Annotated in this window: 18 protein-coding genes; 9 read left to right on the top strand and 9 right to left on the bottom strand. The window is 45.3% G+C overall.

Translation table 11 applies throughout. The features are described 5' to 3' along the window. Positions 1-71: 71 nt before the first annotated feature. A complete protein-coding gene (locus ACE1CM_RS03280; protein WP_374875977.1) occupies positions 72-221 on the bottom strand; it encodes a hypothetical protein in 150 nt (49 codons plus the stop codon). A 445-nt stretch (positions 222-666) separates the two neighbouring features. Between ACE1CM_RS03280 and ACE1CM_RS03275 the strand changes: the two genes are divergently transcribed. Next, positions 667-1149 carry a transposase family protein gene (locus ACE1CM_RS03275; RefSeq protein ID WP_374876009.1) on the top strand — a complete coding sequence of 161 codons (483 nt, stop codon included), beginning with the start codon at positions 667-669 and terminating at the stop codon, positions 1147-1149. Between the two features lie 263 nt (positions 1150-1412). Here ACE1CM_RS03275 and ACE1CM_RS03270 read toward each other — a convergent pair whose 3' ends face one another. From ACE1CM_RS03270 to ACE1CM_RS03255, 4 genes are all read right to left on the bottom strand, one after another. Continuing rightward, entirely contained in the window at positions 1413-2252 is an 840-nt protein-coding gene (locus ACE1CM_RS03270; protein ID WP_374875976.1) for a M56 family metallopeptidase, read from the bottom strand. After that, complete coding sequence (locus ACE1CM_RS03265; RefSeq protein WP_374875975.1) at positions 2252-2674, bottom strand: BlaI/MecI/CopY family transcriptional regulator; 423 nt, start codon at positions 2672-2674, stop codon at positions 2252-2254. The genes ACE1CM_RS03270 and ACE1CM_RS03265 overlap by 1 nt, the downstream gene beginning before the upstream one ends. 593 nt (positions 2675-3267) lie before the next feature. Then, positions 3268-4377: a T3SS effector HopA1 family protein gene (locus ACE1CM_RS03260; RefSeq protein WP_374875974.1), complete on the bottom strand. Its 1110-nt coding sequence runs from the start codon at positions 4375-4377 to the stop codon at positions 3268-3270. Positions 4378-4401: 24 nt separating this feature from the next. Further along, on the bottom strand, positions 4402-5565 hold the full coding sequence (locus ACE1CM_RS03255; protein ID WP_374875973.1) for an aminoglycoside phosphotransferase family protein: 1164 nt from the start codon (positions 5563-5565) through the stop codon (positions 4402-4404). Positions 5566-5889: 324 nt separating this feature from the next. Between ACE1CM_RS03255 and ACE1CM_RS03250 the strand changes: the two genes are divergently transcribed. Further along, complete coding sequence (locus ACE1CM_RS03250; RefSeq protein ID WP_374875972.1) at positions 5890-6147, top strand: hypothetical protein; 258 nt, start codon at positions 5890-5892, stop codon at positions 6145-6147. Positions 6148-6345: 198 nt separating this feature from the next. On the opposite strand, the gene ACE1CM_RS03245 is transcribed toward ACE1CM_RS03250, so the two are convergent. The 4 genes from ACE1CM_RS03245 to ACE1CM_RS03230 form a co-directional block, all read right to left on the bottom strand. Then, complete coding sequence (locus ACE1CM_RS03245) at positions 6346-6975, bottom strand: molybdenum cofactor guanylyltransferase (protein WP_374875971.1); 630 nt, start codon at positions 6973-6975, stop codon at positions 6346-6348. Continuing rightward, a complete protein-coding gene (locus tag ACE1CM_RS03240) occupies positions 6972-8276 on the bottom strand; it encodes a hypothetical protein (RefSeq protein ID WP_374875970.1) in 1305 nt (434 codons plus the stop codon). Before ACE1CM_RS03240 ends, ACE1CM_RS03245 begins: the two co-directional genes overlap by 4 nt. 527 nt (positions 8277-8803) lie before the next feature. After that, positions 8804-9874, bottom strand: coding sequence for an anthranilate phosphoribosyltransferase family protein (locus tag ACE1CM_RS03235; RefSeq protein ID WP_374875969.1), 1071 nt, complete (start codon positions 9872-9874; stop codon positions 8804-8806). Between the two features lie 86 nt (positions 9875-9960). Next, positions 9961-10896: a LysR family transcriptional regulator gene (locus ACE1CM_RS03230; RefSeq protein ID WP_374875968.1), complete on the bottom strand. Its 936-nt coding sequence runs from the start codon at positions 10894-10896 to the stop codon at positions 9961-9963. A 309-nt stretch (positions 10897-11205) separates the two neighbouring features. Here ACE1CM_RS03230 and ACE1CM_RS03225 point away from each other — a divergent pair, with 309 nt between their 5' ends. From ACE1CM_RS03225 to ACE1CM_RS03195, 7 genes are all read left to right on the top strand, one after another. Further along, complete coding sequence (locus tag ACE1CM_RS03225; RefSeq protein WP_374875967.1) at positions 11206-11379, top strand: hypothetical protein; 174 nt, start codon at positions 11206-11208, stop codon at positions 11377-11379. Between the two features lie 1485 nt (positions 11380-12864). Next, positions 12865-13002, top strand: a complete 138-nt coding sequence (locus ACE1CM_RS03220; RefSeq protein ID WP_374876008.1) for a pentapeptide repeat-containing protein — start codon at positions 12865-12867, stop codon at positions 13000-13002. 48 nt (positions 13003-13050) lie between these two features. Beyond that, the gene (locus ACE1CM_RS03215; RefSeq protein WP_374875966.1) at positions 13051-15873 is read left to right on the top strand and encodes a pentapeptide repeat-containing protein; all 2823 of its coding nucleotides are present in this window, start codon (positions 13051-13053) and stop codon (positions 15871-15873) included. A 281-nt stretch (positions 15874-16154) separates the two neighbouring features. After that, on the top strand, positions 16155-17687 hold the full coding sequence (locus ACE1CM_RS03210; protein ID WP_374875965.1) for a pentapeptide repeat-containing protein: 1533 nt from the start codon (positions 16155-16157) through the stop codon (positions 17685-17687). Positions 17688-17779: 92 nt separating this feature from the next. Continuing rightward, positions 17780-19948, top strand: coding sequence for a choice-of-anchor I family protein (locus ACE1CM_RS03205; protein WP_374875964.1), 2169 nt, complete (start codon positions 17780-17782; stop codon positions 19946-19948). A 476-nt stretch (positions 19949-20424) separates the two neighbouring features. Next, positions 20425-22056, top strand: a complete 1632-nt coding sequence (locus ACE1CM_RS03200) for a pentapeptide repeat-containing protein (protein WP_374875963.1) — start codon at positions 20425-20427, stop codon at positions 22054-22056. Positions 22057-22129: 73 nt separating this feature from the next. Beyond that, a complete protein-coding gene (locus ACE1CM_RS03195; protein WP_374875962.1) occupies positions 22130-24652 on the top strand; it encodes a pentapeptide repeat-containing protein in 2523 nt (840 codons plus the stop codon). The last annotated feature ends 137 nt before the right edge of the window (positions 24653-24789 follow it).

Here is a 24789-nt window from a genome sequence, read left to right as displayed (position 1 = left end):
TTTTTCCCCACAATATATAGCTCGTGATTGCCTTCAATTTTCTCAAATTTGCCTTGAAAATCTGCTCGATCCTAATTAATTTCAAAGCTGCCATCGCTGGTCTTCACTTGTCCTAACTTATCGCTTTTAATAATATCCTTGTCAAAGGCTTCGATAATTAGGTTAGGAATACCATTACCACTTTCGACTTCGTACACTCGTCCAGTAACTTTAAACGACATTAGATTCTCCATTTTGATGATTTGTTCCATCTATCTTACCATACTTTTGCCGTCATCTTACGGAGGTTTATTACAATAGCAGTTATGCTCTTAATTTTGATATCAGTGCCCAGCAGGAGCGAGAGCGGATAATACCTGTAAAAGGTAATCAGGCTGCTTGTTATAAGCAAAATTAATATACTAACGCGATGGTTTATTTAGTAACACAAGGAATATCTCGTAATTCAATAATAATTTTTACAAATCAATTTAGCTCAAAAAATAAAATAATGATATAGTAAGAAATTGGGGCTTGGCAAGTCCAAAAAAATGTCGGTGATTGGGATTGATTCTGATTTGATGCTAATTGTATGTGGAGCTAAGTTTAACAATGAACTCTCCAGTTGATGATTTGCTCAAATTACCGGGTATTACTGTAGAGAGCTCTAGCTAACTAGAGGGATGTATCTTTTTCGATATCAAAATCTTAGCCGCACAAGTTAATTGTTATCGTTGCGAGCAATCAAGTCAAGAGTTACATCGTCGGACAACTTTATTAGTGCGAGATTTGCCAGGGTTTGGTCAACCAGTATATTTGCGGGTACCGAGGCGACAGTTTTATTGTCGTCGCTGTCAAAAATATTTCACAGAACAACTAGATTTTATTACCTGGAGGTATAAACAAACAAAAAGATATGAAGCGCAGATTTACCAACGAGTGGTTTATTCTAAAATTGAACAGGTGGGACGTGAGGAGCAGTTGAGCATAGAAATAGTTGAAAGCATCTTTAAGTCGGTCAGCAATCAACTGAAAAAAAAAGACTGGATTAGAGTTGAACGTTTAAGCATAGATGAAATTAGTAAGCGTAAAGGTCTTTTACGTCAAACACTAGACCGCAACTATGGGGTAACCTGTGAAGTTTATCTGACTATTGATTTTGGGGGTTAAATTGATTGGCTAATTTTATCCTTTCTCATAAGCAAACAGCTTTTGTACATTTAGCAAAAAACGGTATTGTCAACTACTATTTTTTGGCGGTCGCAGAACTTTTCGGTCTACTGAATTTTGGCAAAAAATGGCAAGCCGCGCCTAACGCACCAACAAAAATGGTGCGTTACACTGCGTTAACGCACCCTAGGCAATTAAACTACTCTTTCTCTTTTCTCTTCCTCTGCGTCCTCTGCGCCTCTGCGGTTAAAAAATTGACAAAATTAACCATGAAAAGGCACAGCAAACAACGGCACAAACGCCAAAAACAACCAACTCCAATCCCACCAATTTAAACCAGGTGAAGAATCAGGTGTTAACAGCGCTTCTATCCTTTCCTCCAAGCGATTTCGCCTCACATATTGACTAAATGCAGCACAGAAATGTTCCATCAATTGTACCCTGTCGCTGGCAACAAACAATAAAGATTCAGCTAACAGCAACGGATCGACCCGCTCGGCGGCCCAACGATCTGCACGCAGTTCTCGCAAAGCTAATAATTCCTCCCACAACGCCTCTGTATTTGGCAACCAAAAAGTGAAAGAACGCAACCAACCCAGCCAGAAAAACCAAAACGTATCTCGGTAATAATAATGCCCTTGTTCGTGAGCTAATACTGCCTCCAGATGCGCCATATCCAGCTTTTCTAACAACCCTTGACTGACAACTAATTCAGGTTGCCAAAACCCAATTTGAGCCGAAAATAAAGCAGATGTCTCCAAAATACGGGCAGATTTATCGCCGATATTAGTTTGAGTTGAAGCGCGAATTTGTTGCACGCCACCATATCCCCGGAACGCCAGTTGCAGCCATTTTACTAGGACCCATCCGCCAAAACCCAAAGCTAAGAAATAGCTAAACCATCCATTGTCCAAATCTGCCATATATCCATTTGGTCCCATGCAGATGATCGAAGCTGCTGTGATTATCAACAGCAGCGGGGGAAGGGCAAAACATAATAGGGCGCATTGCCAACGTTTTGCCCAATTTTGTGCTGAATTAGACCATTGGAGTCGGAGATACCAGGCTAACAAAAGTGCCGCCAGGATGATGATTAGGTGCATTATTTTTGTTCCTCCCTTGCTTTACGCACAGCCATTATACGCAGTGCGATCGCTTCTAATTGTTCGCAGCTTGCCGAGTCCAGACTATCCGCAAACGCCGCCACAATATCAGGGTTAGCAGATGCCAGAAATCCCTGCAACTGCTCGTATGCCTTTAACGCCTGCGCCTGCTGACGCGAAATTAAAGCTTGCCAAGCGAACGATCGCTTAGTTTTATCGCACTCTAGCCAACCTTTTTCGCTCAAGCGACGTAGTACAGTTGTCACCGACGAATAGGTTAATTCCCGGTCTGGATCGATCATAATGCGTTCGTGTACGTCTTTAGTGGTAGCCGTTCCCAGTTCCCAAACAATTTGCAAAATTTCTGCTTCCAATGGCCCTAATGAAAGCTGTTTGGGACGGTAATTGGGCAGAGGTGTCATACCAGTTACGCCTCTCTTACAAGGTTTTGTCGCTCAGATTATAGTTGAATTTTTCTGCCCAATCTGTTCGCGTTCCGATCATCTTAAAGTTTGACAGCCTGTCAAACTTTAAATTAATAAATTTTTAGACATTACCCATTACCCATTACCCATTTCCCAATCCATCGGCGTAATATCATATTACTAACGCAAGTTGCTATTTAATAGTTGTGACATTGGGAATTGGTAATTGGTAATTGGTAATTGGTAATTGGCAGTCTATTCTTGACAATTACCCTGACACGGCTTACGCCTCTTAACGTCATTACCTATTAACCCAAGTTGCTAGTTATAAACTTGGGCGTTGCTAATAGCTAATTGCTAATTGCGAGAATGATGTGAAGCTCACAACAATAATATCCTCCATGAGCCATGAGCCATTAGCCATGAGCATAACTAGCAACTTGAGTTATTACCAGCGCCAAGGGATGTAACTAGCAACTTGAGTTAACTAGCAACTTGAGTTAAAATTTCCCCTGGGCCATTAGCCATTAGCCATTAGCCATTAGCTATTAGCAGCCATAACGAGATAACTAGCAACTTGAGTTACTTAGTTATGCAGGTAGGTCTAATGGAGTATAGATATCCTCAGAGTTGGCATTTAGATAAGGACGCTGCAATTCAATTCCGAACGTGGAAAAGTGTTGCCGAATAAATGTCATCCTAGCTTCAGGAGATTCATCGCCTTTATCCAAAGCTTCTAGCAAAGCATTGGCAACAATTTGGCAGCAGTTCATCCCAAAGTTGTCTGGGGAAGTAAATTCAAATTTGCGCTCGGGTTCTTCTGCTAGAGCTAGCCCAGGCGCAAGTAACTTAGCGAACAGTGGGACATCGCTCTGAAAGTGCGACCGATTTTCTAAATAAATAGATTGAATAATTTGTCGGATGGCTTGATAATTGCTGCGATCAAAGTCTAAGACTCCCGCATCATAGCGTCCGTAATCAGAAGGGTTGTAGATCACCTTAAATTTGAAGGGAATGCCGATTTTATTCAGCTCCTTTGTTAGACTCTCCATCACAGCGATCGCACCAGAAGAGGTAAAATTAAAGTAGATTTTCACCGTCTGGGGATTCATATCCAAACCCGCATCGCCGACGGCTATATAAAATCCGTTTTGCACCAGATTACGAGGCATTGGGATAGCGACAAGATCGCCTACGGTAGCCGATCGATCTGCTAATTTTAGATGGCGATCCTGGGCAGGAGGAGCTACGCTAACGCGCTCAACGTGCAGCGTCAAACCGTCTTTGGTCACCGCCAGACTCCCATCAGATTCTTCCCTTAACACCTGCCACCCAGGGTCAAAGTAACCTGTGCCGTGATTGCTGGCGTGCAGTCGCTGGTAAAATTCCACATCGATCCCCAGTACGGTGTTGTTTTCTAAATTTTGGTGTGCGGCAAAATTCCCTGCATTGCCATTCAGATTCAAGCTGGTTTGCAGCGAGCCACTGTAATAGATACCGAAGAGGAAATTTCTCAACAGCAGGCTAAGATACTTATGCTGCAAAATTTCAGGCGTTTGCTGAAATCTGGCTGTTACTTTCCCTGGCAGGGAGAAGGGTTGATAATTGGGATGGCGAATGCAAAAGTTGGACTCGATCTGGATATTGCTGACGATGTCTTCAAGTGAAGTCAGCAGTCGATTTGCAGGAGAAGCTAGCATAATTTGGATTTCGACTCACAGGACTTAAGAAAGCGTTAAGCTCAACGGCATAAGTTCCGACTCGGGGATACCGAAAACTGTCGCAATAGATTGCTCGGAGCGGCACAGTAAACTCTTGGCAACCTGGAGCATACAAATGCCCGTATTATCAAAATATTTCTGGTACTGAATCATTGCCTCAATTTTTTCAATTAGGGCAAAACCGGCAAACTGGATCGTTCGTTTGAGAAAGTCAGGACGGTACTCCAGAATCAATGGGAAAGCATTGAGATAAGCTTGGGTGAGGGCAAGCATTGAAGGTTGGAGAACTCCTAGCGGTGTTGCAGCAAGACGCAGAGATTCTTCTAATTCAATGGCAGAGTCTACCACGAGGCTACGTAACCAAATTGCTAAATAGCTTGCCAGTACAGTTCCCAAATCAAAGGCTGGATCTCCCCAACTACAGCGTTCCCAATCAATCAGTCGCACAATGCCACTGTCTGGTTGCTCCCACGCCGCGCGAACCAAAATGTTGTCCAATCTCAGATCGTTGTGGGTTAAGCAACAAGGATGCCAGTGATTTGCCAAGTCTGCGATTGCTGCACCCAGACTCTCGTAGCGCTGATATAGTACAAAGTACTTCAGCGCTTCGGCGGTCACCATGCCAAATATCTCCGATCCAATTCGCCCTAGCGCTTGAACTGGATTCTCCAACTCGTCGCAAAGCTGCCCCGATGGATCTTGTGCCATAAAATCTCGGTATTCCTGGCGATTGAAAGTGGCACGATGCAGCGCCGCCAAAGCAGTACCCACCCCAGTTGCGATCGCTATCGGCAATTCTTGCTCCTGATGGTAAAAACTACCCAGATCGAGATACTCGCTTAGGTAGTTGTACACAAGGATGGAATTGCTTGGATCAAAAGAAAGTACTTCTGAAGCGAATGCAGAAATGCTGCCCACATCTGGAAACTGCTGGAGAAATTTGTGAAACAGCCATTCTCTGAAGAACTCATTCGCCGTTTCACCATTCTGACTGTAACGTTCCTGTTTAACGAGCAGCTTACGCTTTCCTGGCAGACTAACCAGTAGGTTGAAATTCTTACCTGCTGCTTGCGATTCAAACAAGGCGGATGCTGCATCTGCCGCGCTCAATATACCTACATCCAGCAGATACTCGATAACGTTTTCTGAAGACAATGAAAATACCATTTGCTCTCCTCTCCTGAGTAATATTGCTTATCAAATTGGCAATCTAACTCTGTTTTCTCACTCTTGAAAAATAATTTTGGCAATGCCGATCCTGCGCCAGCAACCGCTTCGCTTGGTCTATAGATGTTTCCCTACTATTAATATCCTAAATATCAACCAAACATTTGCCAAACTGGCAACATGCTTCTATTTTCTATTTTTATATTGAGGTTAAAGCAGGGTTAATCGAAGGTTAACACTGGTTTTCAATTCCATCGGGGACGCTGTAGGAAACTACAGCCCGACTTAGTTCATCTTCACTACAATCGTTGAGGAAAAATTCTCATGACTAGCCTAAAAATTTCCGATTTGGATGCTGGCTTTGAATTGTTATCAGACAAAGAAACCTTTCTGAATGACCTGGATAAGAATCCAGCCAATATGATTTGCGGTGGTGGCGGATATAATCCTCCTCCTTGTGGTACCAAGACAAAAAATACCAAATTCAAACCTTCCAAATTCAATCCTTGCAAAACCAAAAAGACCAAGACCAAAGGTTACGGATGTCACCCATACCCCATGCCCTGCGTACCTTGTTGGTAATCTCACCAATTGAGTGAAGCTAGGGAATAAGACCGCGTAAAAGTCGCGGCTTTAGGATCGGACAAAATAGGGTTGAGTCAGCAATTGCTCTAACTTATCTAGTTAACAGTTAACGGTCAGATTTGTTTCCTCTGTCCGTCATGTTTGGCTCATCCCTAAATTCGGATTCAATCTCAGTTAGATATAAGCGATCGCTTTTTACCCATTCTCAGAACTGCTTTTTTTCAAATCTATCGGTGTATTGCAATTAAATAGCATATCACTCGGCAGCGAATTTACGGAAATAGGCTGTACGGGTATTTGCTTTAGCCAAGTTTGAAACGATCGCCCCCCTTGTTGAATAAATTTCTGTAATTCCGGTAAAGCTTCGCGGCGATAAAACCCACAAGTAGGTTGCCAAAAATTTTCCTGCTGCGGCACAGTGGCTAAAATAGAATCAGGTATATTATTTAACCGTTCCGCCCAATCTCGCATAATTTCTACCTGCAATAAAGGCAGATCGCAGGCTAAAAGTAAAACCCACTCACTAGGAACTTCTGCTAAAGCTTGAGCGAGGGCAACCAGCGGCCCTTGTCCTGGATTTGATTCTACCAGAAATTGATAATTAAAATTATGCAAAATCTCTTGATATCGTTCAGGCCAAGGGGTGAGAATGTAAACTTGCTGGCAGCATTGGCAGGCGACTTGACAAACCCTCTGAAGTAAAGGAATGCCATCCCAAGGAATCAGGGCTTTATCTTGCCCCATCCGAGAACTTTTACCGCCAGCAAGGATAACAGCGGAGAGAAATTGTTTTGAGCTTTGAGATTCGAGTTGGTATGGGTTCAAATTTCTTCTCCTACCTCAGATGTGGGTAAATTTTTCTCCATCGCATGACGCCCCAACAAACCTAACACCCCAAATCCAATTCCTATTATCATAATGCTCAACTCGACGCTGCCAAAAAGTACTACATTCGGCAGACTGAGATTTAAAATCAGCACAGCTACGGCGGACACACCGCTCATAATTAAAGACAGCCTCACGCTCGATTCGCCGAACTTATAGAGTCCTTTTTCAGCCAGCAAATAGACGATAAAGGGAAGGAAGACTGATGCGACATAGACTGCATAAAAAGACACAATCAAATTGACGATCGAGCCGCCCTTCAAGGCAATTCCTAGCCCCAAGATCGCGTTTACCGCAGCAACAAGCAGCCGATTATTGTTGGAAGCTGGAAGAATATTAAAGTCCAAGATAGTTTTGGTTTGGATTCGCAATATGTTACTGCCAGCACTCAACGCCGGAACCACTAAAGAAATTATCAGGAAAATACCCAATGGTTGGTGAGGCCCGCCGCCAATCCAGGACAATATAAAAGGGATTGTCTCTTTACCATCGATACCATTAGGCAAAATTCCCGCTGCTTGAGCTGCTACCACCACTGCTGAGGACAACAAAGCGAGCAACACCAGCAAAAATCCCCCCAAAAAACAGCCTTTATAAAGACTCTCTACATCCTTTGCCTGCACCATAAATTGCTGCTGCTTCATATCTATGAGTACCCGCAGAATTGTGGACACGGAGATGCCAATTAAGTTCCAGGGACTGACTTGTTCTAGTGAGGGAATAAATTCCAGGGGCGATCGCAAATAATAAGGTAACCCATGCAACACCCACAGTCCGTAAAGCAGAGCCAAGATATTGAATCCTAGCAATGCCTGAAATACCCAGCTAGCTTTCTCCACCGGCAGCAAGGAAATCGTCATCAACAATATGGTCAAACCTACCATGCTGGGCAGGACTGGTACGCCTAAAACCTTGAGAATGAAAGCTCCAGCAATAATCTGGACAGCTTCGATCCCAATCAAGGATGACCAGGAAATCAACCCGACTAGGATTTTAACTTGGCTGCCGTAGCGGTTTCCCAGCAATGTCCAGATTTGCTCTACCTTATTCCAGTAAAACTTCGCCAGTACCAAAACAGCTATTGTGCCCAAACCAACGGAGACGGCGTAGAGGCTGCCAGCAGCGCCCAAAGTAAATGTTTTCTCAGCAGATCCTAGTAAAAATCCCAAGCCATAATGTCCTGATACCAGTAAGACAGCTAGGGAAAATGTGTTCAGTTTACGGTTGTCAGATATATTCACGTGCAAAGGGGGAAAGGGGGAAAGGGGAAAAGGGGAAAAGGGGAAAAGGGGAAGGATGTCCTATCTTATCTTAGATTGGTAGCCATTTTAGTTATCTGTTGCTAGCAAAGATGATTGGTAAAACACGCCCCTACACGGGAGAAAATATACGATATGGATGCACCCGGACTTGATATCATATGATATCCGTTTGTATCGGAGGAGCATATTTAATAGTGTTGTAGGGGTGGGTTTTACCAAAAACCTTTGATCCCAAGCTAATTGTCTGAATAAACCCCCAGAGGGAGCGATGCCGATGCACCCGGACATGATATCAGTTATTGTAGCGTTATTTTTAAGTTTAATCACCAAAATAGAACCCCGACTTCACAACAGAAGTCGAGGTTCTGGGTTTAACTTAGTAAACAATTTGCTCTTTTTCGGTTTTTCCATCAACGCTAGTAACTAAAACAGGATTTACTTAAATATCCTAAATGTAGGGTGCGTTAACCCAGTGTAACGCACCGCCACCACTATATAGCGTTCGCTCAATAACTCATCACTGCTTGATGTGATGCTACAGCTGCGCGAATTTCCTGGAGTTTTTTAGCCGCATGTCCGCTATTCAGCAGGGTTTTAGCCTCAGCAATACCAGAATTCATATCGGGAGTGACGCCGCAATGCCACAGATAAAATCCCCCATTCCAAAGCGCAGATTGCATCAGTTCTGAAGCTTCGCCTTCCAATACCGATTGGATTTGTTTTACCAAAGTTTCCGTCGGTTCCAAGGGAGGATTTATGTTGCTAAAACCGTAGTCGCCGTGGGCTAAAAGTAACCGTTCAAACTCCGCGTCGGGTTTAACAATACCGATAATAGCAGTGCGATCTCGCGGTAAATCGCAGCTACCTTCCAATCCCTTAATACTGGTTAAATACCTGGGAGTTCCCCGCATGGCGATCGCATCTTGGAACATCTTTTCTGTCGGCGGATGCACGTACCCAGAAATCAAACGCGCCTCCCCAGCACAGGGACACCAAATTAACTCCATCGTCGCAAAAGGCGGACGCTTACCAATTTCGTCGCGATAAGTAAATATACTTTGCGCTTGGGGGAAATGGCGAGGTAAATAAACAAATCCCAATCCCGTTGTTTCAAACACCGACTGGGTTTGCTCTAAGGAATTGTGAGTCCAGTCCACGCCCAAACCTTGCCAAATTTCCACCAAGGGGACGCCGTATTTAGTCGGTAAGCGATCGCCTCCATGCAAGATTACTGGCACCCCCGCAGCGGTTAAAATCAACGCAGTTAGCGGACTGATGGGTGCAGTGCGCGATCGCCCGTCGTAAGGAATGCCCAAAATTGTTACCGGGTACTCGTGGCGCGAACTCGGTTGCAATTTTGGCCCCAATTCATTATAAGCATCCAGCATTCCCGCTAATTCTTCTCCGGTGGGGCGCTTGATGCGATGGGCAATCATAAACGCCCCTATTTGCGCCGGAGTTGCAACTTGTTCCAGCATCATCCTAGTTGCTGCTGCTGCTTCTTCACGAGTCAGATCTTCCCCCGTGTGGGAACCGCTGCCGATTTTTTTGACCAGTTCTCTAAATTCTTTGCTCATTGCTAATTGCTAATTGCTGATTGCTGATTGCTAATTGCCGATCGCTAGCTCTATTCATTGAACCATTAGCCATTAGCTATTAGCCATTAGCTATTAGCCATTAGCAAAACATGCTTTTCTGATTCTGACTGAATACCTAGCATCTGGTGGACTAGCTGGCGGAAGTGTTTAATCGGGGGAATGGAGATCCGATCGCTTGTCGTCACCAACACTACTTGACGCCTCAAGCTGGGTTCCCCCGTCGGGCGCACTGCTAAAGTTGGATCGTAACGCGCATCGAATACCGCTGATTCGGGTAACAAAGCGATCGCATCTCCTTCCCGCACGATACCCCGGAATGCATCGAGGGTATTGAGTTCCAACACCGCGTGCAGCTTTGCCCCTTGTCGGTGAAATTGCTCTTGTACCAAGCGTTGCATCCCGTAGCCATCCTTAAATACAACTTGTGGGTAACGGGTGATTTCCGACCAAGGTACTTGTTCGTACTGACTGAGGGGATGGTTCGCTGCCATCAATACTTGCACGGGTTCGTTGAACAAAATGTCTACCACCATTTCTGGACTGGCGGTTAAAAAACGGTTGTTCATCACAATTGCCAGATCCACCAATCCATCTTTGAGGACTTTCAACGCCCGATCGCTTCCCAAGGAAGTCACTCTTAATTGTACATCCGGGTAATCTTTACAAAACTGGTGCAACACTGGCGGTAAGTGATGGGCGCAAACCGATGCAATTGCTGCAATGCACAGTTCTGGTTGTTTCCCTGCCAATAACTCTGCTAATTCCTGCGTCGCATTCTCCCACTCCTGACATATTTTCCGCGCGCGGGGCAAAAACCTTTCCCCCGCCAGGGTTAGCTTTGCTTGCGCGCTGCGATGAAATAGCGGCAATCCCAGATCTGCTTCTAGCGACTGGATCTGCCTACTAATCGTCGATTGTGTGACGCCGCAAAATCGCGCTGCTTTCTGAAAGCTGCCAGTTTCAGCGATCGCTAGGAATGCCTGCAACTGCTCGACGCGCATGGTTTTGTATCCTGGTTTACATTCTGCTCTGACAAGACCATACCGCATTTCTTGCCCCAGTTCCGTAGAAATTGATACAGCCGCTTGTCATCTGTTTATTTTTCTTTGGCTAATATTGAGTCTTAGTTACTACTATATTTTGTTGCTAACGCCATAAAATCAAATAATTTTATCGCTCGCTCTAGCAAGTTAATTCTAAGATATTGTATATAAGGGACAAAAAGAAAATAGAAAAAAGCGCAGCACACTTCTACTATTCTGAGGCGCAACTTGGTATTAATTAGCTTGCAGCAACACGCAGAAAAATTTGTGACTTTTACAACTAAAACCACGAAATCAACCAATTTTGGTAGAGCGATCGCACAACTTGGGTTAGGTGGAAAAGTACCAAAAGTAGGAAAAGTAGGAAAAGTGGGAAAAGTGGGAAAAGTGGGAAAAGTAGGAAAAGTAGGAAGTTGGCAATTTTGGCAATTTTTTACTTGACAAGTTATGTTTGAAAGCTTAAATTATCAAAAATGATAAAAGCTGGATATTACTCTTATGATGAAAAACTCGTAAGCGTACATAGAAAGCTGAGCGGGCAAAAGTTTCCCTGGGGTTGGAATTTACCATAATAATCCACTAATTTTCATTCACCTTAAAATTATTTTGAGGTGGAAACCCTTCTGGGAAAGTTCAGTCGGCAAAATCTAGATAGGAGTCAAGTTTAGCGAGCAAGAAGCGACCAATACCAAGTTAGATCTAGGGCTTACCCTAATATTCCCGGTTTCTGGTAAAAATCTTCGTTTGGAGAACTAGAACTTGACAAATTACACCTTGAGGTAATTTGTTGTAAAAATTTGCCAAATTGGCAACACAGCTAGGTTGGATTAGTGTGTTATAGATTTACACATCTATGTCACTCTAAGCCTGGCTATGACAACAGTATGCCACGAGTCGCATTTTATGCGCCTCGCGCAAAACTTTGGCGAAACTAATTCCTTGAAGTAACTGGAGCAAGATTCGCCATCCAAGTTATTGCGAAAAAATGCTGCGGATTTTTTCCAGGACTTTGGCAAAGAAACAAAGGGCGAGCCGAAAAATCGTTGGTTTGGCCACCAGAGATATGCATACCCGACGCTTCGCGAACGACGGTCTTCACCTTTGTTTCTGGCAACGCGCTTGCGTCAGTCCTGTTTTCCTTCGGTTTGCCTCTATATTTTTTGAAAAATTAGGGGCTTATATTTCAGCGAGCAATTAAAAAATAACACCTATCATGGGGATTAAGGGCGCGCCAAAAGGTAGTGTCCATCCCCATTTTTGTGCTTTTTAATGTTATTTAACTTAGGATTTATAGCTGGGTTATACAACTATGAGAAAATTCTCATAATCCTTGACATATGCAATTTATTAAAATTTAATATAGATAATTAAAAAAGTTGATGCCTTGATTAATTGATCTAATCAGATGCAGAGCAAACCAGCTTGAGTGCAGCCATCTTGGCTGTCAATAAATTTGAGACTTCCTAGCTCGATGTACCGGGTTAGATTTCACGCAATATCATCCCGGGAAATTTTGGTTTTAGCTGTTTGAAATACCATTAAAGCTGGATAAATAAAGATTAAATAATCACGTCAAAACCATCTTAAATCAATGTGTTTGGCGTTCTATTAATTTTTGGATATCAAAGAAATTTGAAGTGAAATAGTAATCAAAAATTAATGAAAAAAATCTCATAAAAGTCTTGACAATGCAAAGTAAGTGGCAATAGCATAGATGCAGTGAAAAGCGTTGTGGCATCACTGGAATAGTGGGAGGGTAAAACCAGTTTTATAACAGCAAAATAGGGAATTTTATATTTCCTAAACCAAGGCAACGGGTTTTATTTCAGGCGATAGCCTATCGTAAAAGTTAGGCGAAAATATAGCCTTGAAGTAACTTTGGTCAATTTTTTTGCATCTTTTTAAATTTGCATCTAGACAGCAGAAATCAATCTGTCAAACGTCAACTTGAGCGATGCAAGTAGGCAAGAAGCCAATCTTAGTGGCGAACAATCTGAGGGACTCAACCTGACTGGGGCTAACTTGACGCGAGCCGATTTATTTAAAGCTAAGCTGTTTGCTTGATATAAGTTTTTGCATGTTTTTTGTAGACGTGATAGGAGATTATTTGCAGTGGCAGCCCTAAACTTTAGCAACCAATTACTCACAGGAAATAACTTTAACGGTCAAAACCTGAATGGCTCGACCTTTTTCAAAGCTCAGCTCTATGGTGTCCAATTCGTCAATACGCTACTAAGAGGCACCAACTTTGAAGAAGCATTTATGAGCAATGTGAATGCAGCGGAAGCTGTGTTCGCAGCGAATAGCAATTTTGCGCCAGCTAGTTTGTTTAAAGCAACCTTAGAGTTTGTCAATTTCCAGGGGGCAAACCTAACCGGAGCAAATCTATCATTAGTTAACACAAAAGAAATCAATCTATCAAACGCCAACCTGACCAACGCCAATTTGCGAGAAGCGAATCTGAGTGGCGAACAGTCGGAGCGACCCAATCTTGCTGGAGCCAACTTTACCGGAGCTGATTTCTACAAAGCGAAGCTGAAAGCAGCTGATTTTACAGGTAGCATTCTGCGGAATGCCAAGTTTGAAGAAGCTGACATGGAAGCTACGCTTGTAGTCAACGTGGATGCGACGGGCGCTGATTTCCGGTTGGCAAAATTAACCGATATTACGCTGCAAAACTCGATATTTGATTTAGCTAATTTCAGTAATGTCCAGTTGAGCGACGCACCACTCGAACCAGGACAGACGGGAAATCTCAGATTTCGCGGTGCCGATTTAACCAACTTTTTCGCAGATGATGCTGTTTTGACGGGAGCTGATTTTAGTGCCTTTGTCGCTACCAATGGCGCCGTTACCGCAACAAAGCTCGCTGGCGCTAAATTTGCTGATACCGATTTAAGTGGAGCCAACTTCACCCAAGCCAACGCAGAAGGCATATTCTTGAATGGGACTGTCATTGGTGCGAATTTCACCAATGCTCGTCTGGTTAACGGTGACCTATCAAAAGGCGACTTTTCTAGCGCCAACTTCACAGGTGCTGACTTAACGGGAGTGAAATTAGTTGATGGCATTGCCATTGGTGCCAATTTCACCAACGCCAAGTTGAATAATGCTGACCTATCGAAAGTCAACTTCACCAACGCCACGTTAGTAAATGCCGATCTCACAGGTGCGAACCTTGTTGATACCGTTGGTCTAATTCGTGGGGATAGCGGTAATAACACCCTCAACGGCACAAGTGGGAAAGATAACATCTTCGGCTTTGAGGGCAGCGACAACCTCAACGGACTTGGAGGAGATGATTATCTCGACGGCGGCGCTGGTAATGATACTCTCAACGGCGGCGCAGGCAATGACACGATGAAAGGTGGAGCGGGTAACGACACCTACACGGTCAATAGTTCTGACGACGTAATTCTTGAAGTTGCCAGTCAAGGCACCGACACTGTGCAGTCTACTGCGTCTTCCTACACCTTAAGCAGCCATGTAGAAAGACTGACTCTCACAGGTACAGCTATAGAAGGCATTGGCAACGATCTCGCCAATACGATAACAGGTAATGCGAGCAACAACCATCTCAAGGGAGAAGCAGGCAACGATACTCTGAGTGGCGGTGCTGGTGATGATACCCTCGATGGCGGCACCGGCAACGACTCGATGAGCGGTGGAGCAGGCAACGACACCTATATTGTCGATAGCACTGGGGATATCGTTGTCGAAAACGCAAACGAAGGCACCGATACAGTCCGTTCTAGCGCTGCAAGTTATACCCTGGGTGCGAATCTAGAAAACCTCACCTTGATTGGCACTGCCCAAAATGGCACAGGTAATGGAGTTGCCAACGTCATCACAGGCAACGACAGTAACAATAGTCTCTCAGGAGCTGGCGGCAACGATACTCTGATTGGTAATGGGGGGGATGATACCCTCGATGGCGGCGCAGGCAATGATGCTCTGATTGGTGGTTTAGGCAACGACACCTACATCATTGATAGTGGAGATAGCATCACGGAAAATGCCAATGAAGGCATTGATACGGTGCGCTCTAGCCTTTCCACCTACACTTTAGGCAGCAATCTGGAAAACCTGACATTGATTGGCACTGCCCAAAATGGTACGGGTAACGAGCTGGATAACACCATTACAGGTAACGCTTCAGACAATACCCTCGATGGCGGCGCAGGGAATGATGCCCTAATTGGTGGTTTGGGCAACGATACCTACATCATCGATAGCGCCGGGGATATTATTACTGAAAACCTGAACGAAGGCACCGATACAGTCCTTTCCAGCATCGACTACACCTTAGCCAGCAACCTAGATAACCTGGTGCTGATAGGTACTGCTGTCAACGGCACAGGCAACGATATCGCCAATACCATCACAGGCAACGAAGGCAATAATAGCCTGAATGGAGGATTGGGTAACGATATTCTGTTTGGCAATGGTGGTGCCGATACCCTCACAGGTGCAGGGGGTGCAGATACCCTCGATGGCGGTGAGGGCGATGATAACCTCAGCGGTGGAGGTGGCGCTGATTCGCTCTTTGGTGGAGCAGGCAATGATTCTCTCACTGGTGGTGATGCCAATGATATTTTGGTTGGCGGTATAGGCGATGACACCATCACTGGCGGTGCAGGCAGCGATACGATTCGCTATGCCAGCGGCGATGGGCAAGACAGAATTAACGGATTTGCTCTAGGCGTAGGTGGAGATATCCTTTCCTTCAGCGGCATTACTACAGCACTTGATGTGCGGATTGTTACTACTGTTAATGGTAGTAATACACAAATCAGAGTCAGCGATGGCATTGCTGGAAACGCAGGGTTTGGACAAGGGACATTGTTAATGACTCTGGTTGGTGTTGCGTTTACTCAAGCAGATATCAGCACCAACGTCGATCCTGCTAACAGTCCTACTTTCCTGTTCTCGTAATTGAGGGCGCTGCCATCGCCTACTACTAACGCAAGTTGCTAGTTATAAACTGGCTAATTGCTAATAGCTAACTGCTAATTGCTAATACAGCATTTTTCCTGACGCTAGCCATTAGCCATTAGCCATTAGCTCCTCTTCGAGAGATAACTAGCAACTTGAGTTACTAACTGGAGGGCGCTGCCATCGCCTACTACTAACTGGAACGCTCGCCAGCTGTGGAAGTAAAAAATATTGCTTAAATTCTTGAACTGCAAACCAATTAAATTGCGAGGGGCAATACCATGACAGCTTTCGACTTTAGCAATCAAGTACTGGTTGGCAACAACTTTAACGGACAAAATTTGAATGGCTCCACTTTTTTCAAAGCTAGCCTTACAGATGTCCAATTCGTTGGTACGCTGCTCAGAGGCACTAACTTCTCAGAAGCATTTCTGAGCAACGTTAATGCATCAAATGCCATCTTTGCCCCTAATGCCAACTTTCCCACACCAACTAATTTTTCTCTAGCGACATTGCAGAATGTCAATCTCAGTGGGGCAAACTTGAGACAGGCAAACCTGACGCTGGTCAACACATCAGATATTAACCTGTCAAACGCCAATCTAACGGATGCCATTCTCCAACAAGCCAATCTCAGCGGCGAACAATCTGAGCGTCCCAATCTTCGTGGTGCTAACTTCACCCGCGCTGACCTATCTTTGGCGAATCTAAAAGCGGCTGACTTTACAGGTGCAAATCTGACGAATGCCAACTTCCAAGGAGCAACTCTGGAAGCGACTCTTTTAGTCAACATCAATGCCACAGGTGCCGACTTCCGGCAAACAAATTTTACAGATTTAACTCTACAAAACGCTATCTTTGACCTTGCTAATTTGAGTGGTGTTTCTCTGAGTGATGCCCCACTCGAACCTGGTCAAACGGGTAATGTTAGCTTTCGTGGTGCTGATTTAAGTGGGTTGCTTGCAGATGATGCGGTTTTGACTGGGGCTAATTTTAGCCCCTTTGGTAGTACAGTCACAAACCTCACTGCTGCAAGATTTGATGATACTGATTTAAGTGGAGCGAACTTTACCCAAGCCAATGCAGAAGGTGTTTTCATTAACGGAACTGCGGTGGGTGCAAATTTCAGCAATGCCAATTTGACTAGCGCTGACTTTATCACAGCTGATTTGACAAATGCTAACTTCACAGGAGCTAACCTGACTGAGGTGCTGACGACTGATGCGATCGCTACTGGTGCAAATTTCACTAATGCCAATTTAACTAACGCTAACCTGTCGAAAGGTAATTTCTCCAATGCCAATTTTAGAGGTGCAAATCTCACAGGTGCGATCGCAGTTGATGCCGTAGCTCTTGTGGTGGGTACTTCGGGGAACGATACTTTGAATGGCACGGTTGATCTGTTAACTGGTGCTGCGATCAATGACAATATTTTTGGCAATCAGGGGAATGACACTCTCGATGGTGGGGCTGGTAATGATTACCTGGATGGGGGCATTGGTCGTGATAGCTTGCTGGGTGGTAGTGGCAGCGATATTCTAGTCGGCGGTGCTGGCAACGATACCATGAATGGTGGCGCTGGGAACGACACCTTTATCTTTACATCTGGCTTTGGTAGCGATCGCATTAACGCTTTTGGCAATAATGCAGACAAAATTGACCTCACAGCATTTGGAACTAGCTTCGCAGCTTTGACCGTTACTCAAAATGCTGCCAACACAGTAATTTCCAGTTCTGTATTTGGGACTGGCAATACGATTACCCTGGCAAACTTCACCGCCAGCAATGTTGATGCTACCGACTTTATTTTCTAACGAAAGCAGACATTTGCTTAGGAATATGGAATTAATTCCATATTCCGCACCTTGGAATAATTTCACATCTTGTACGACAATTTGACTGCAATATGGCAAATACAATTAAACTCACAGAAATTGGTAAATATACAACTGGAATATTTAACCAAGGTGCTGCGAAAATTTCAGCTTACGACCCTACATCCAAGCGGCTGTTCGTAGTCAATGCACAAGCCGCCACGATTGATATTCTCGATCTGAGCGACCCTACAAGTCCAACAAAAATTAGTCAGATTGCTGTTGGTTCCTTGGGCGCTGTTGCTAATAGTGTTGCGATCAACAATGGCTTGGTTGCAGTTGCTGTGGAAGCGGTCGATAAAACTAATCCTGGCAAGGTAGTTTTCTATGACACCAATGGCACTTACTTAAAAGATGTGCAGGTGGGATCGTTGCCGGACATGTTAACCTTCACTCCTGATGGCAGCAAGGTGCTAGTTGCCAATGAAGGTGAACCCGGTACTGTAGACCCTGACGGTTCGGTTAGTATTATTGACTTGTCGGGTGGGGTAAACAATCTCACTCAAGCTAACGTTGCAACCGCAGATTTCACCAGCTTTAACGGTTTGGAAGCTCAACTGCGGGCAGACGGCGTGCGGATTGTTCCGGGTAAGACTGCGGCACAGGATTTTGAACCAGAATATATTGCGGTTGATCCCGATGGGCAGACGGCTTACGTCACATTGCAGGAAAATAATACCGTTGCCGTCATTGATATTGCTAGCGCTACAGTTACCGCACTGCAACCATTAGGCTTTAAAGACCACAGCCTAGCGGGGAACGGATTTGATGCTAGCGATCGCGATAATGCCATCAATATTAATACCTGGCCTGTGTTCGGGATGTATATGCCCGATGCGATCGCTACTTTCAGCGCCAATGGTCAAACTTACTACGTCACCGCCAACGAGGGCGACGAACGGGCAGAAAACAGAAGTGTTAGAAATTTAACCCTCGATCCCACGGCATTTCCCAATGGTGCGACCTTAAAACTAGACCAAAATCTGGGACGTTTGAGCGTGTCTGGTATTGATGGCGACACGGATGGCGATGGCGACTACGACCAGCTTTATGCTTACGGGACTCGTTCGTTTTCGGTTTGGGATAGCCAAGGTAACTTAGTTTACGATAGCGGCGACGACTTCGAGCAGATTACTGCCCAGCTATTTCCAGCCAACTTTAACGCCAACCACGAAAACAATACTTTCGATAACCGCAGCGACAACAAAGGTCCCGAACCAGAAGCAATAGTAGTTGGTCAAGTTGGCGATCGGACATACGGCTTCATCGGTTTGGAACGCATCGGCGGGGTGATGGTCTACGACATCACCAACCCTGCTAGTCCAGAATTTGTCCAATATCTGAATAACCGCGATTTCAGTCAAAACGTACAACTACCAAGCGCCGGGGACTTAGGACCTGAAGGCTTGACCTTTATTTCCGCCGCCGACAGTCCTACAGGTTTGCCCTTATTAGTCGTCACCAATGAAATTAGCGGCAGTACCACAACTTACGCGATCGCACCTAACGATACGGGCGCTATTGTCGGCACTGAACTGGGAGAAACGTTGAACGGTTCTAATCAAATCGATTTCATTAATGGTTTGGGAGGAAACGATAGCATCTCCGGTGGCAATGAAGATGATGTTATCTACGGTGGCGCTGGCAACGATACCATCAGCGGGAACAATGGCGACGATCTGCTGTTTGGAGAATCTGGCGCTAATAGCATCTTCGGTGGCAATGGGGATGATGTCATCTACGGCGGCGCTGACAGCGATACGATTACCGGCAACAATGGCAGCGACACCTTGTTCGGCGGTGCTGGAAATGACAACCTCAATGGATGTAACGGCGCTGATATTTTATTTGCTGGTTCGGGTCTTGATACCCTGATTGGTGGTGCTGGTAATGACACCGTTAATTTAGGTGTGGATGGTGCTGTAGATACCATTTCCTACAGCAGCGGTCATGGCAGCGATACGATCAACCAATTTCTCACCGGAATCGGGGGAGACATCCTTTCTTTCAGTGGCATTGCTGCGATTGATATTGTGCAATCGGGCAGCAACACCTTGTTCCGAGTGGGAGATGGTATCGCTGGCAATGGCAATTTTGGCACGGGTGCGCTGTTGATAACCTTAGCCAATACTTCCTTTACCTCAGCTGACATCAGCACCAATATTGACCCAACTAACAGTCCTGTCTTCCAGTTCTCCTAGCACGGAGTCGAGAACGGGGAACTTAAGGAGGTGGTGATGAATTGATCTAGACGTTTAATTATTTTTATAAATTTGCCAAATTGGCATCGTGTTGACTCTATTTTTGACAAAAAATAGATTTATACACAATTTTTTTATGGCTATAAATAATAAATAATATGGATTGCTAGCGAGCTAAAACCTTTGCTGGCAAAGACTTTATGTATTTTAAAGCTATGTCAATCTATCTTAATACGGAAATTACTTAAGTACTTAAAAGAAAGATAAGCAATCATGAGAAATCTCTCACAATCGTTGACTTATGCAATTTGTCGAGGGTACATTTACTGAAGTAAAGATTGTTTAAATCCAAAGTGGACTGGCAAAAAATAAATATGCCCAGCTTTATAGCCAGAAGGAAAATGAGGAAATAAGTTAGTCCAGCGAAGTTACATTGATCCGAGCGTAGGTATTATATTTCTGGGAAGGATTGCATTATGCCAGCATTAAACTTTGAAGAACAAAACTTAGTCGGAAATGACTTTAGAGGTCTTGACCTAAACGGCTCCACATTTTTCAAAGCCAGACTGGAAAGCGTCCGGTTCGATCCCAACAATGCCGGGATTCCCACCCAACTAAGAGGCACTAACTTTGCTGAATCTATTTGGATGGGTGTGGATGCCCGTCAAGCTATCTTTGCCCCAAATGCGAGCTTTGGTGCTGCCAATTTATCCTTAGCAACATTAGAGAATGTCGATTTTAGTGGCGCCGATCTGACACAAGCCGATCTATCAGCAATTAACACTCTAAATATCAACCTGTCGAATGCTAATTTAACTGATGCCGTTCTAGTTCAAGCCAATCTCAGTGGCGAACAGTCGAATCGACCCAATCTGACAGGAGCTAATTTTACCCGCGCCGACTTTAATCTGGCTAACTTAAAGGCTGCTGACTTTACAGGTTCGACCTTAATAAATGCCAATTTCCAAGCAGCGAACATTGAAAACATTGTCTTGGTCAATGTGAACGCAACTGGGGCGGATTTTCGGCTAGCCAACTTCACCGATGTCACCCTGGAAAACTCGATCTTTGACCTGGCTAATTTGAGTAACGTTACTCTGACAGATACCAATCCCACCGATCCAACCAATATCAGTGCTACCAGTTTTCGGGGTGCTAATCTGAGTGGATTTATCGCCGAAGATGACAATTTCAGCGGAGCCAACTTCAGTCCCTTTGTAGCTGCTAATGGCACTGTAACCGTTACAAACCTGACTGGATCAAGACTGAATGACAGCAATTTGAATGGAGCAAACTTGACTCAAATTAACGGTCAAGGTATCTTCATCAACGGCTCTGCTGTGAATGCAAATTTCACTAATGCCCGTTTAGTGAATGGCGATTTATCAACTGGTGATTTTACTGGTGCTAACTTTACTGGGGCAACTCTGAGTGGCGCGATCGCAGTTGATGCCGATTTCAACAATGCCAGTTTGGTAAATGCCAATTTATCCAACGTTAATTTCACTAATGCCACTTTCTTCGGTGCAGATCTTACAGGCGCAACTGCAACAGGTGCGATCGGTTTAACAGTTGGCACCGCGGCTAATAATACAATTAACGGCACCAACTCTAACGATAATATCTTTGGCAATCAAGGCAACGATACTCTCAACGGACGCGATGCCAATGATTATCTTGACGGCGGCATCGGCAATGACGTTCTTAACGGTGGTTTCGGTATTGATACCCTGTTTGGCGGTGCTGATAACGATCGACTCAATGGCGATGCTGGTAATGACATCCTCGTTGGCGGTTTGGGTAACGATACACTCAACGGCGGCGCTGATATTGACACATTTCGCTACAGCAGTGGAGATGGCAGCGACATCATCAACGGATTCACCAGAGGCACCGGAGGAGACATCATTTCTTTCAGCGGCATTGCCGCAATTGATGTGCGTGTAGTCAGCGGTACAACAGAATTCCGCCTCGGAGATGGCATTGCTGGTAACGCTGGATTTGGCACAGGTAATTTGTTGATTTCTTTGGTTAATACCTCGTTTACTGCCGCCAACGTTAACACCAACATTGACCCAATCAATCGTCCCATTTTCCAGTTCTCTTAAGAGCAAAAATTGACAGCTAAATAGCTCCTCACAAACCAGGGATTGATACCTTTATTTTGAGAGTAATTGCCTTATGCCAGCCTTAAACTTTGACGGAAAAAACTTAGTAGGAAATAGCTTCAGAGGTCAAAACCTCAACGGTTCTACATTTGTTGGAACCAGACTAGAAAACGTCCGCTTCGATCCCAACAATGCGGGCACTCGCACCCAACTTAGAGGCACAAACTTTTCTGAATCTGTTTGGATTGGTGTCAATGCTCGTCTAGCAATCTTCGCCCCTAATGCTGCTTTTGGCCCCGCTAATTTATTCAAGGCAACATTAGAAAATGTCAATCTCAGCGGTGCAGATCTGAGACAGGCAAATATGACTGAGAGCAACTCAGTTGACCTCAATCTCAGCGGCGCAGATTTGAGACAGGCAGATCTGTCTTTGATCAACTCATTGAACCTGAATCTATCAAATGCCAATCTGACTGATGCCATTCTGCGATCGGCTAATATCAGCGGCGAACAGTCGGAGCGACCTAACTTAACTGGGGCAAACCTTACTCGCGCCGATTTGTCTCTGGCGAATCTCACAGGAGCAGATTTTACAGGTGCAACTTTAGTCGATACGATATTTTTCGACGCGAATATAGAAGATACAGTTCTGGTCAATGTCAACGCCACGGGCGCTGATTTTCAGTTGGCAAATTTCACAGATGCTATCCTGCAAAATGCCATCTTTGATTTAGCTAATTTGAGTGGCGTTAGTTTGACTGATACCAACCCCCTCGATCCAGCAACGGCTACTAATGCCAGCTTTCGAGGTGCGAATCTCAGTAGTTTGTTCGCAGAAGATCTTAATTTCAGCGGCGCTAATTTTAGTCCTTTTGTTGCTGCCAATGGTACGGTAACAGTCACAGACATGACTGGAGCGATATTCGCTGGCGGTGATTTTGATGGCGCAAACTTTACCCAAGTCAATGCCGAAGGTGCCGCTATTCGCGGATCTCTGATTGGTGCAAATTTCACCAATGCCAACCTCACTAACGCTAACCTGTCAAACGGCGACTTTTCCAGCGCCAATTTTACCGGCGCCACTATGACGGGTGCGATCGCAGTCGATTCGGTTGGTTTATACATTGGAGATGCTAGCGATAACGTCCTCAACAGCAGCGGCGATACCAGCCCCAACGATAACCTGTTTGGCAATGAAGGCAACGACACCCTCAGCGGTGGTGGTGGCAATGATTACATTGACGGTGGTGCAGGTACTGACCGCATGAACGGTAGCGGTGGCAACGATACCTACGTCTACACTGCTGGCGATACCATCATCGAAAGCGCTAACGGAGGTATAGATACAGTCCGCGCTAACGCTACCCATACTTTAGGCAACAACGTCGAAAACCTGATCCTGCTAGGCAATGTCGTCAGCGGCACTGGTAACGCCCTGGCTAACAACATCACTGGTAACAATGCCAACAACAACCTCAACGGCGGTGATGGCAACGATACCCTGAGCGGTGGGGGTGGAAATGATACCCTCAATGGCGGAACTGGCAACGATTCGCTGATTGGTGGGATAGGGAACGACACGTATATTGTTGATAGCGTGGGGGATGCGATCGCAGAAAACCCCAACGAAGGCACAGACGCAGTTCAGTCCAGTGCTTCTACTTACACCTTAAGTAGCAATGTCGAAAACCTCACCTTAATCGGTACTGCCCAAGGTGGCACGGGTAACGAACTTGCGAACATCATCACCGGCAACGAAGCCAACAACACACTCAACGGTGGTGATGGCAACGACACCCTCAGCGGCAATGGTGGGGATGATACCCTCGATGGCGGCACAGGTAACGATGCCATGATCGGTGGTATAGGCAACGACACCTACATCGTTGATAGCGCCGGAGATAGCGTCACAGAAAACCTGAACGAAGGCACAGATACAGTCGTTTCGAGCATCGACTACATCTTAGGCATTAACCTAGAAAACCTGGTGCTGTTAGGCACTGCGATCAACGGCACGGGCAACGAACTCGCCAATAGCATTACAGGCAACGAAGGTAATAACAGCCTGAATGGAGCATTGGGTAACGATATCCTGTTTGGCAATGGTGGTGCCGATACCATCCTGGGAGCAGGTGGTGCTGATAGCCTCGATGGCGGTGAAGGCGATGATAACCTCAACGGTGGAATTGCAGCTGATTCCCTCGTGGGTGGCGGTGGCAACGATATCCTGACTGGCGCTGATGGCAATGATATTTTGGTCGGCGGTACAGGCAACGACACCATCACTGGCGGTGTAGGCAGCGATACGATTTACTACGCCAGCGGCGATGGTTCAGACAGAATTAACGGATTCACGACGGGCGTAGGGGGAGATTTCCTTTCCTTCAGCGGTATTGCCAACATCGATGTGCGATCCGTCACCAATGCAACTACGGGAGTTACTAACACGTTTTTCCGAGTTGGCGACGGCATCGCCGGAAACGCAGGCTTTAACACCGGCGATCTTTTACTCACTCTGGCTGGCACCGGCTTTACTCAAGCGGATATCGCTACAAACGTTACCGACTCAGCGGGTACTACCTTCCTGTTCTCGTAAGTTGCGCCACGCAAAGAAACCGGGTTTCTCGGAAAAATCATCGGCAAAGGCAAGAGATCTACCAAGAAACCCGGTTTCTGACCTCATCTCGCGCCAGCCAAAGAAACCGGGTTTCTCGGAAAAATCATCGGCAAAGG

The organism is Microseira sp. BLCC-F43, from assembly GCF_041929235.1.
Taxonomy (GTDB): domain Bacteria; phylum Cyanobacteriota; class Cyanobacteriia; order Cyanobacteriales; family Aerosakkonemataceae; genus Microseira.
This window is presented reverse-complemented; position numbering and strand designations above follow the sequence as displayed.

Bases quoted from the DNA above. Each gene is read 5' to 3' on its own strand.
- ACE1CM_RS03210 (WP_374875965.1), top strand. From the start codon at position 16,155: ATGACAGCTTTCGACTTTAGCAATCAAGTACTGGTTGGCAACAACTTT.
- ACE1CM_RS03255 (WP_374875973.1), bottom strand. From the start codon at position 5,565: ATGGTATTTTCATTGTCTTCAGAAAACGTTATCGAGTATCTGCTGGAT.
- ACE1CM_RS03200 (WP_374875963.1), top strand. From the start codon at position 20,425: ATGCCAGCATTAAACTTTGAAGAACAAAACTTAGTCGGAAATGACTTT.
- ACE1CM_RS03195 (WP_374875962.1), top strand. From the start codon at position 22,130: ATGCCAGCCTTAAACTTTGACGGAAAAAACTTAGTAGGAAATAGCTTC.
- ACE1CM_RS03260 (WP_374875974.1), bottom strand. From the start codon at position 4,377: ATGCTAGCTTCTCCTGCAAATCGACTGCTGACTTCACTTGAAGACATC.
- ACE1CM_RS03230 (WP_374875968.1), bottom strand. From the start codon at position 10,896: ATGCGCGTCGAGCAGTTGCAGGCATTCCTAGCGATCGCTGAAACTGGC.
- ACE1CM_RS03235 (WP_374875969.1), bottom strand. From the start codon at position 9,874: ATGAGCAAAGAATTTAGAGAACTGGTCAAAAAAATCGGCAGCGGTTCC.
- ACE1CM_RS03205 (WP_374875964.1), top strand. From the start codon at position 17,780: ATGGCAAATACAATTAAACTCACAGAAATTGGTAAATATACAACTGGA.
- ACE1CM_RS03280 (WP_374875977.1), bottom strand. From the start codon at position 221: ATGTCGTTTAAAGTTACTGGACGAGTGTACGAAGTCGAAAGTGGTAAT.
- ACE1CM_RS03265 (WP_374875975.1), bottom strand. From the start codon at position 2,674: ATGACACCTCTGCCCAATTACCGTCCCAAACAGCTTTCATTAGGGCCA.
- ACE1CM_RS03270 (WP_374875976.1), bottom strand. From the start codon at position 2,252: ATGCACCTAATCATCATCCTGGCGGCACTTTTGTTAGCCTGGTATCTC.
- ACE1CM_RS03250 (WP_374875972.1), top strand. From the start codon at position 5,890: ATGACTAGCCTAAAAATTTCCGATTTGGATGCTGGCTTTGAATTGTTA.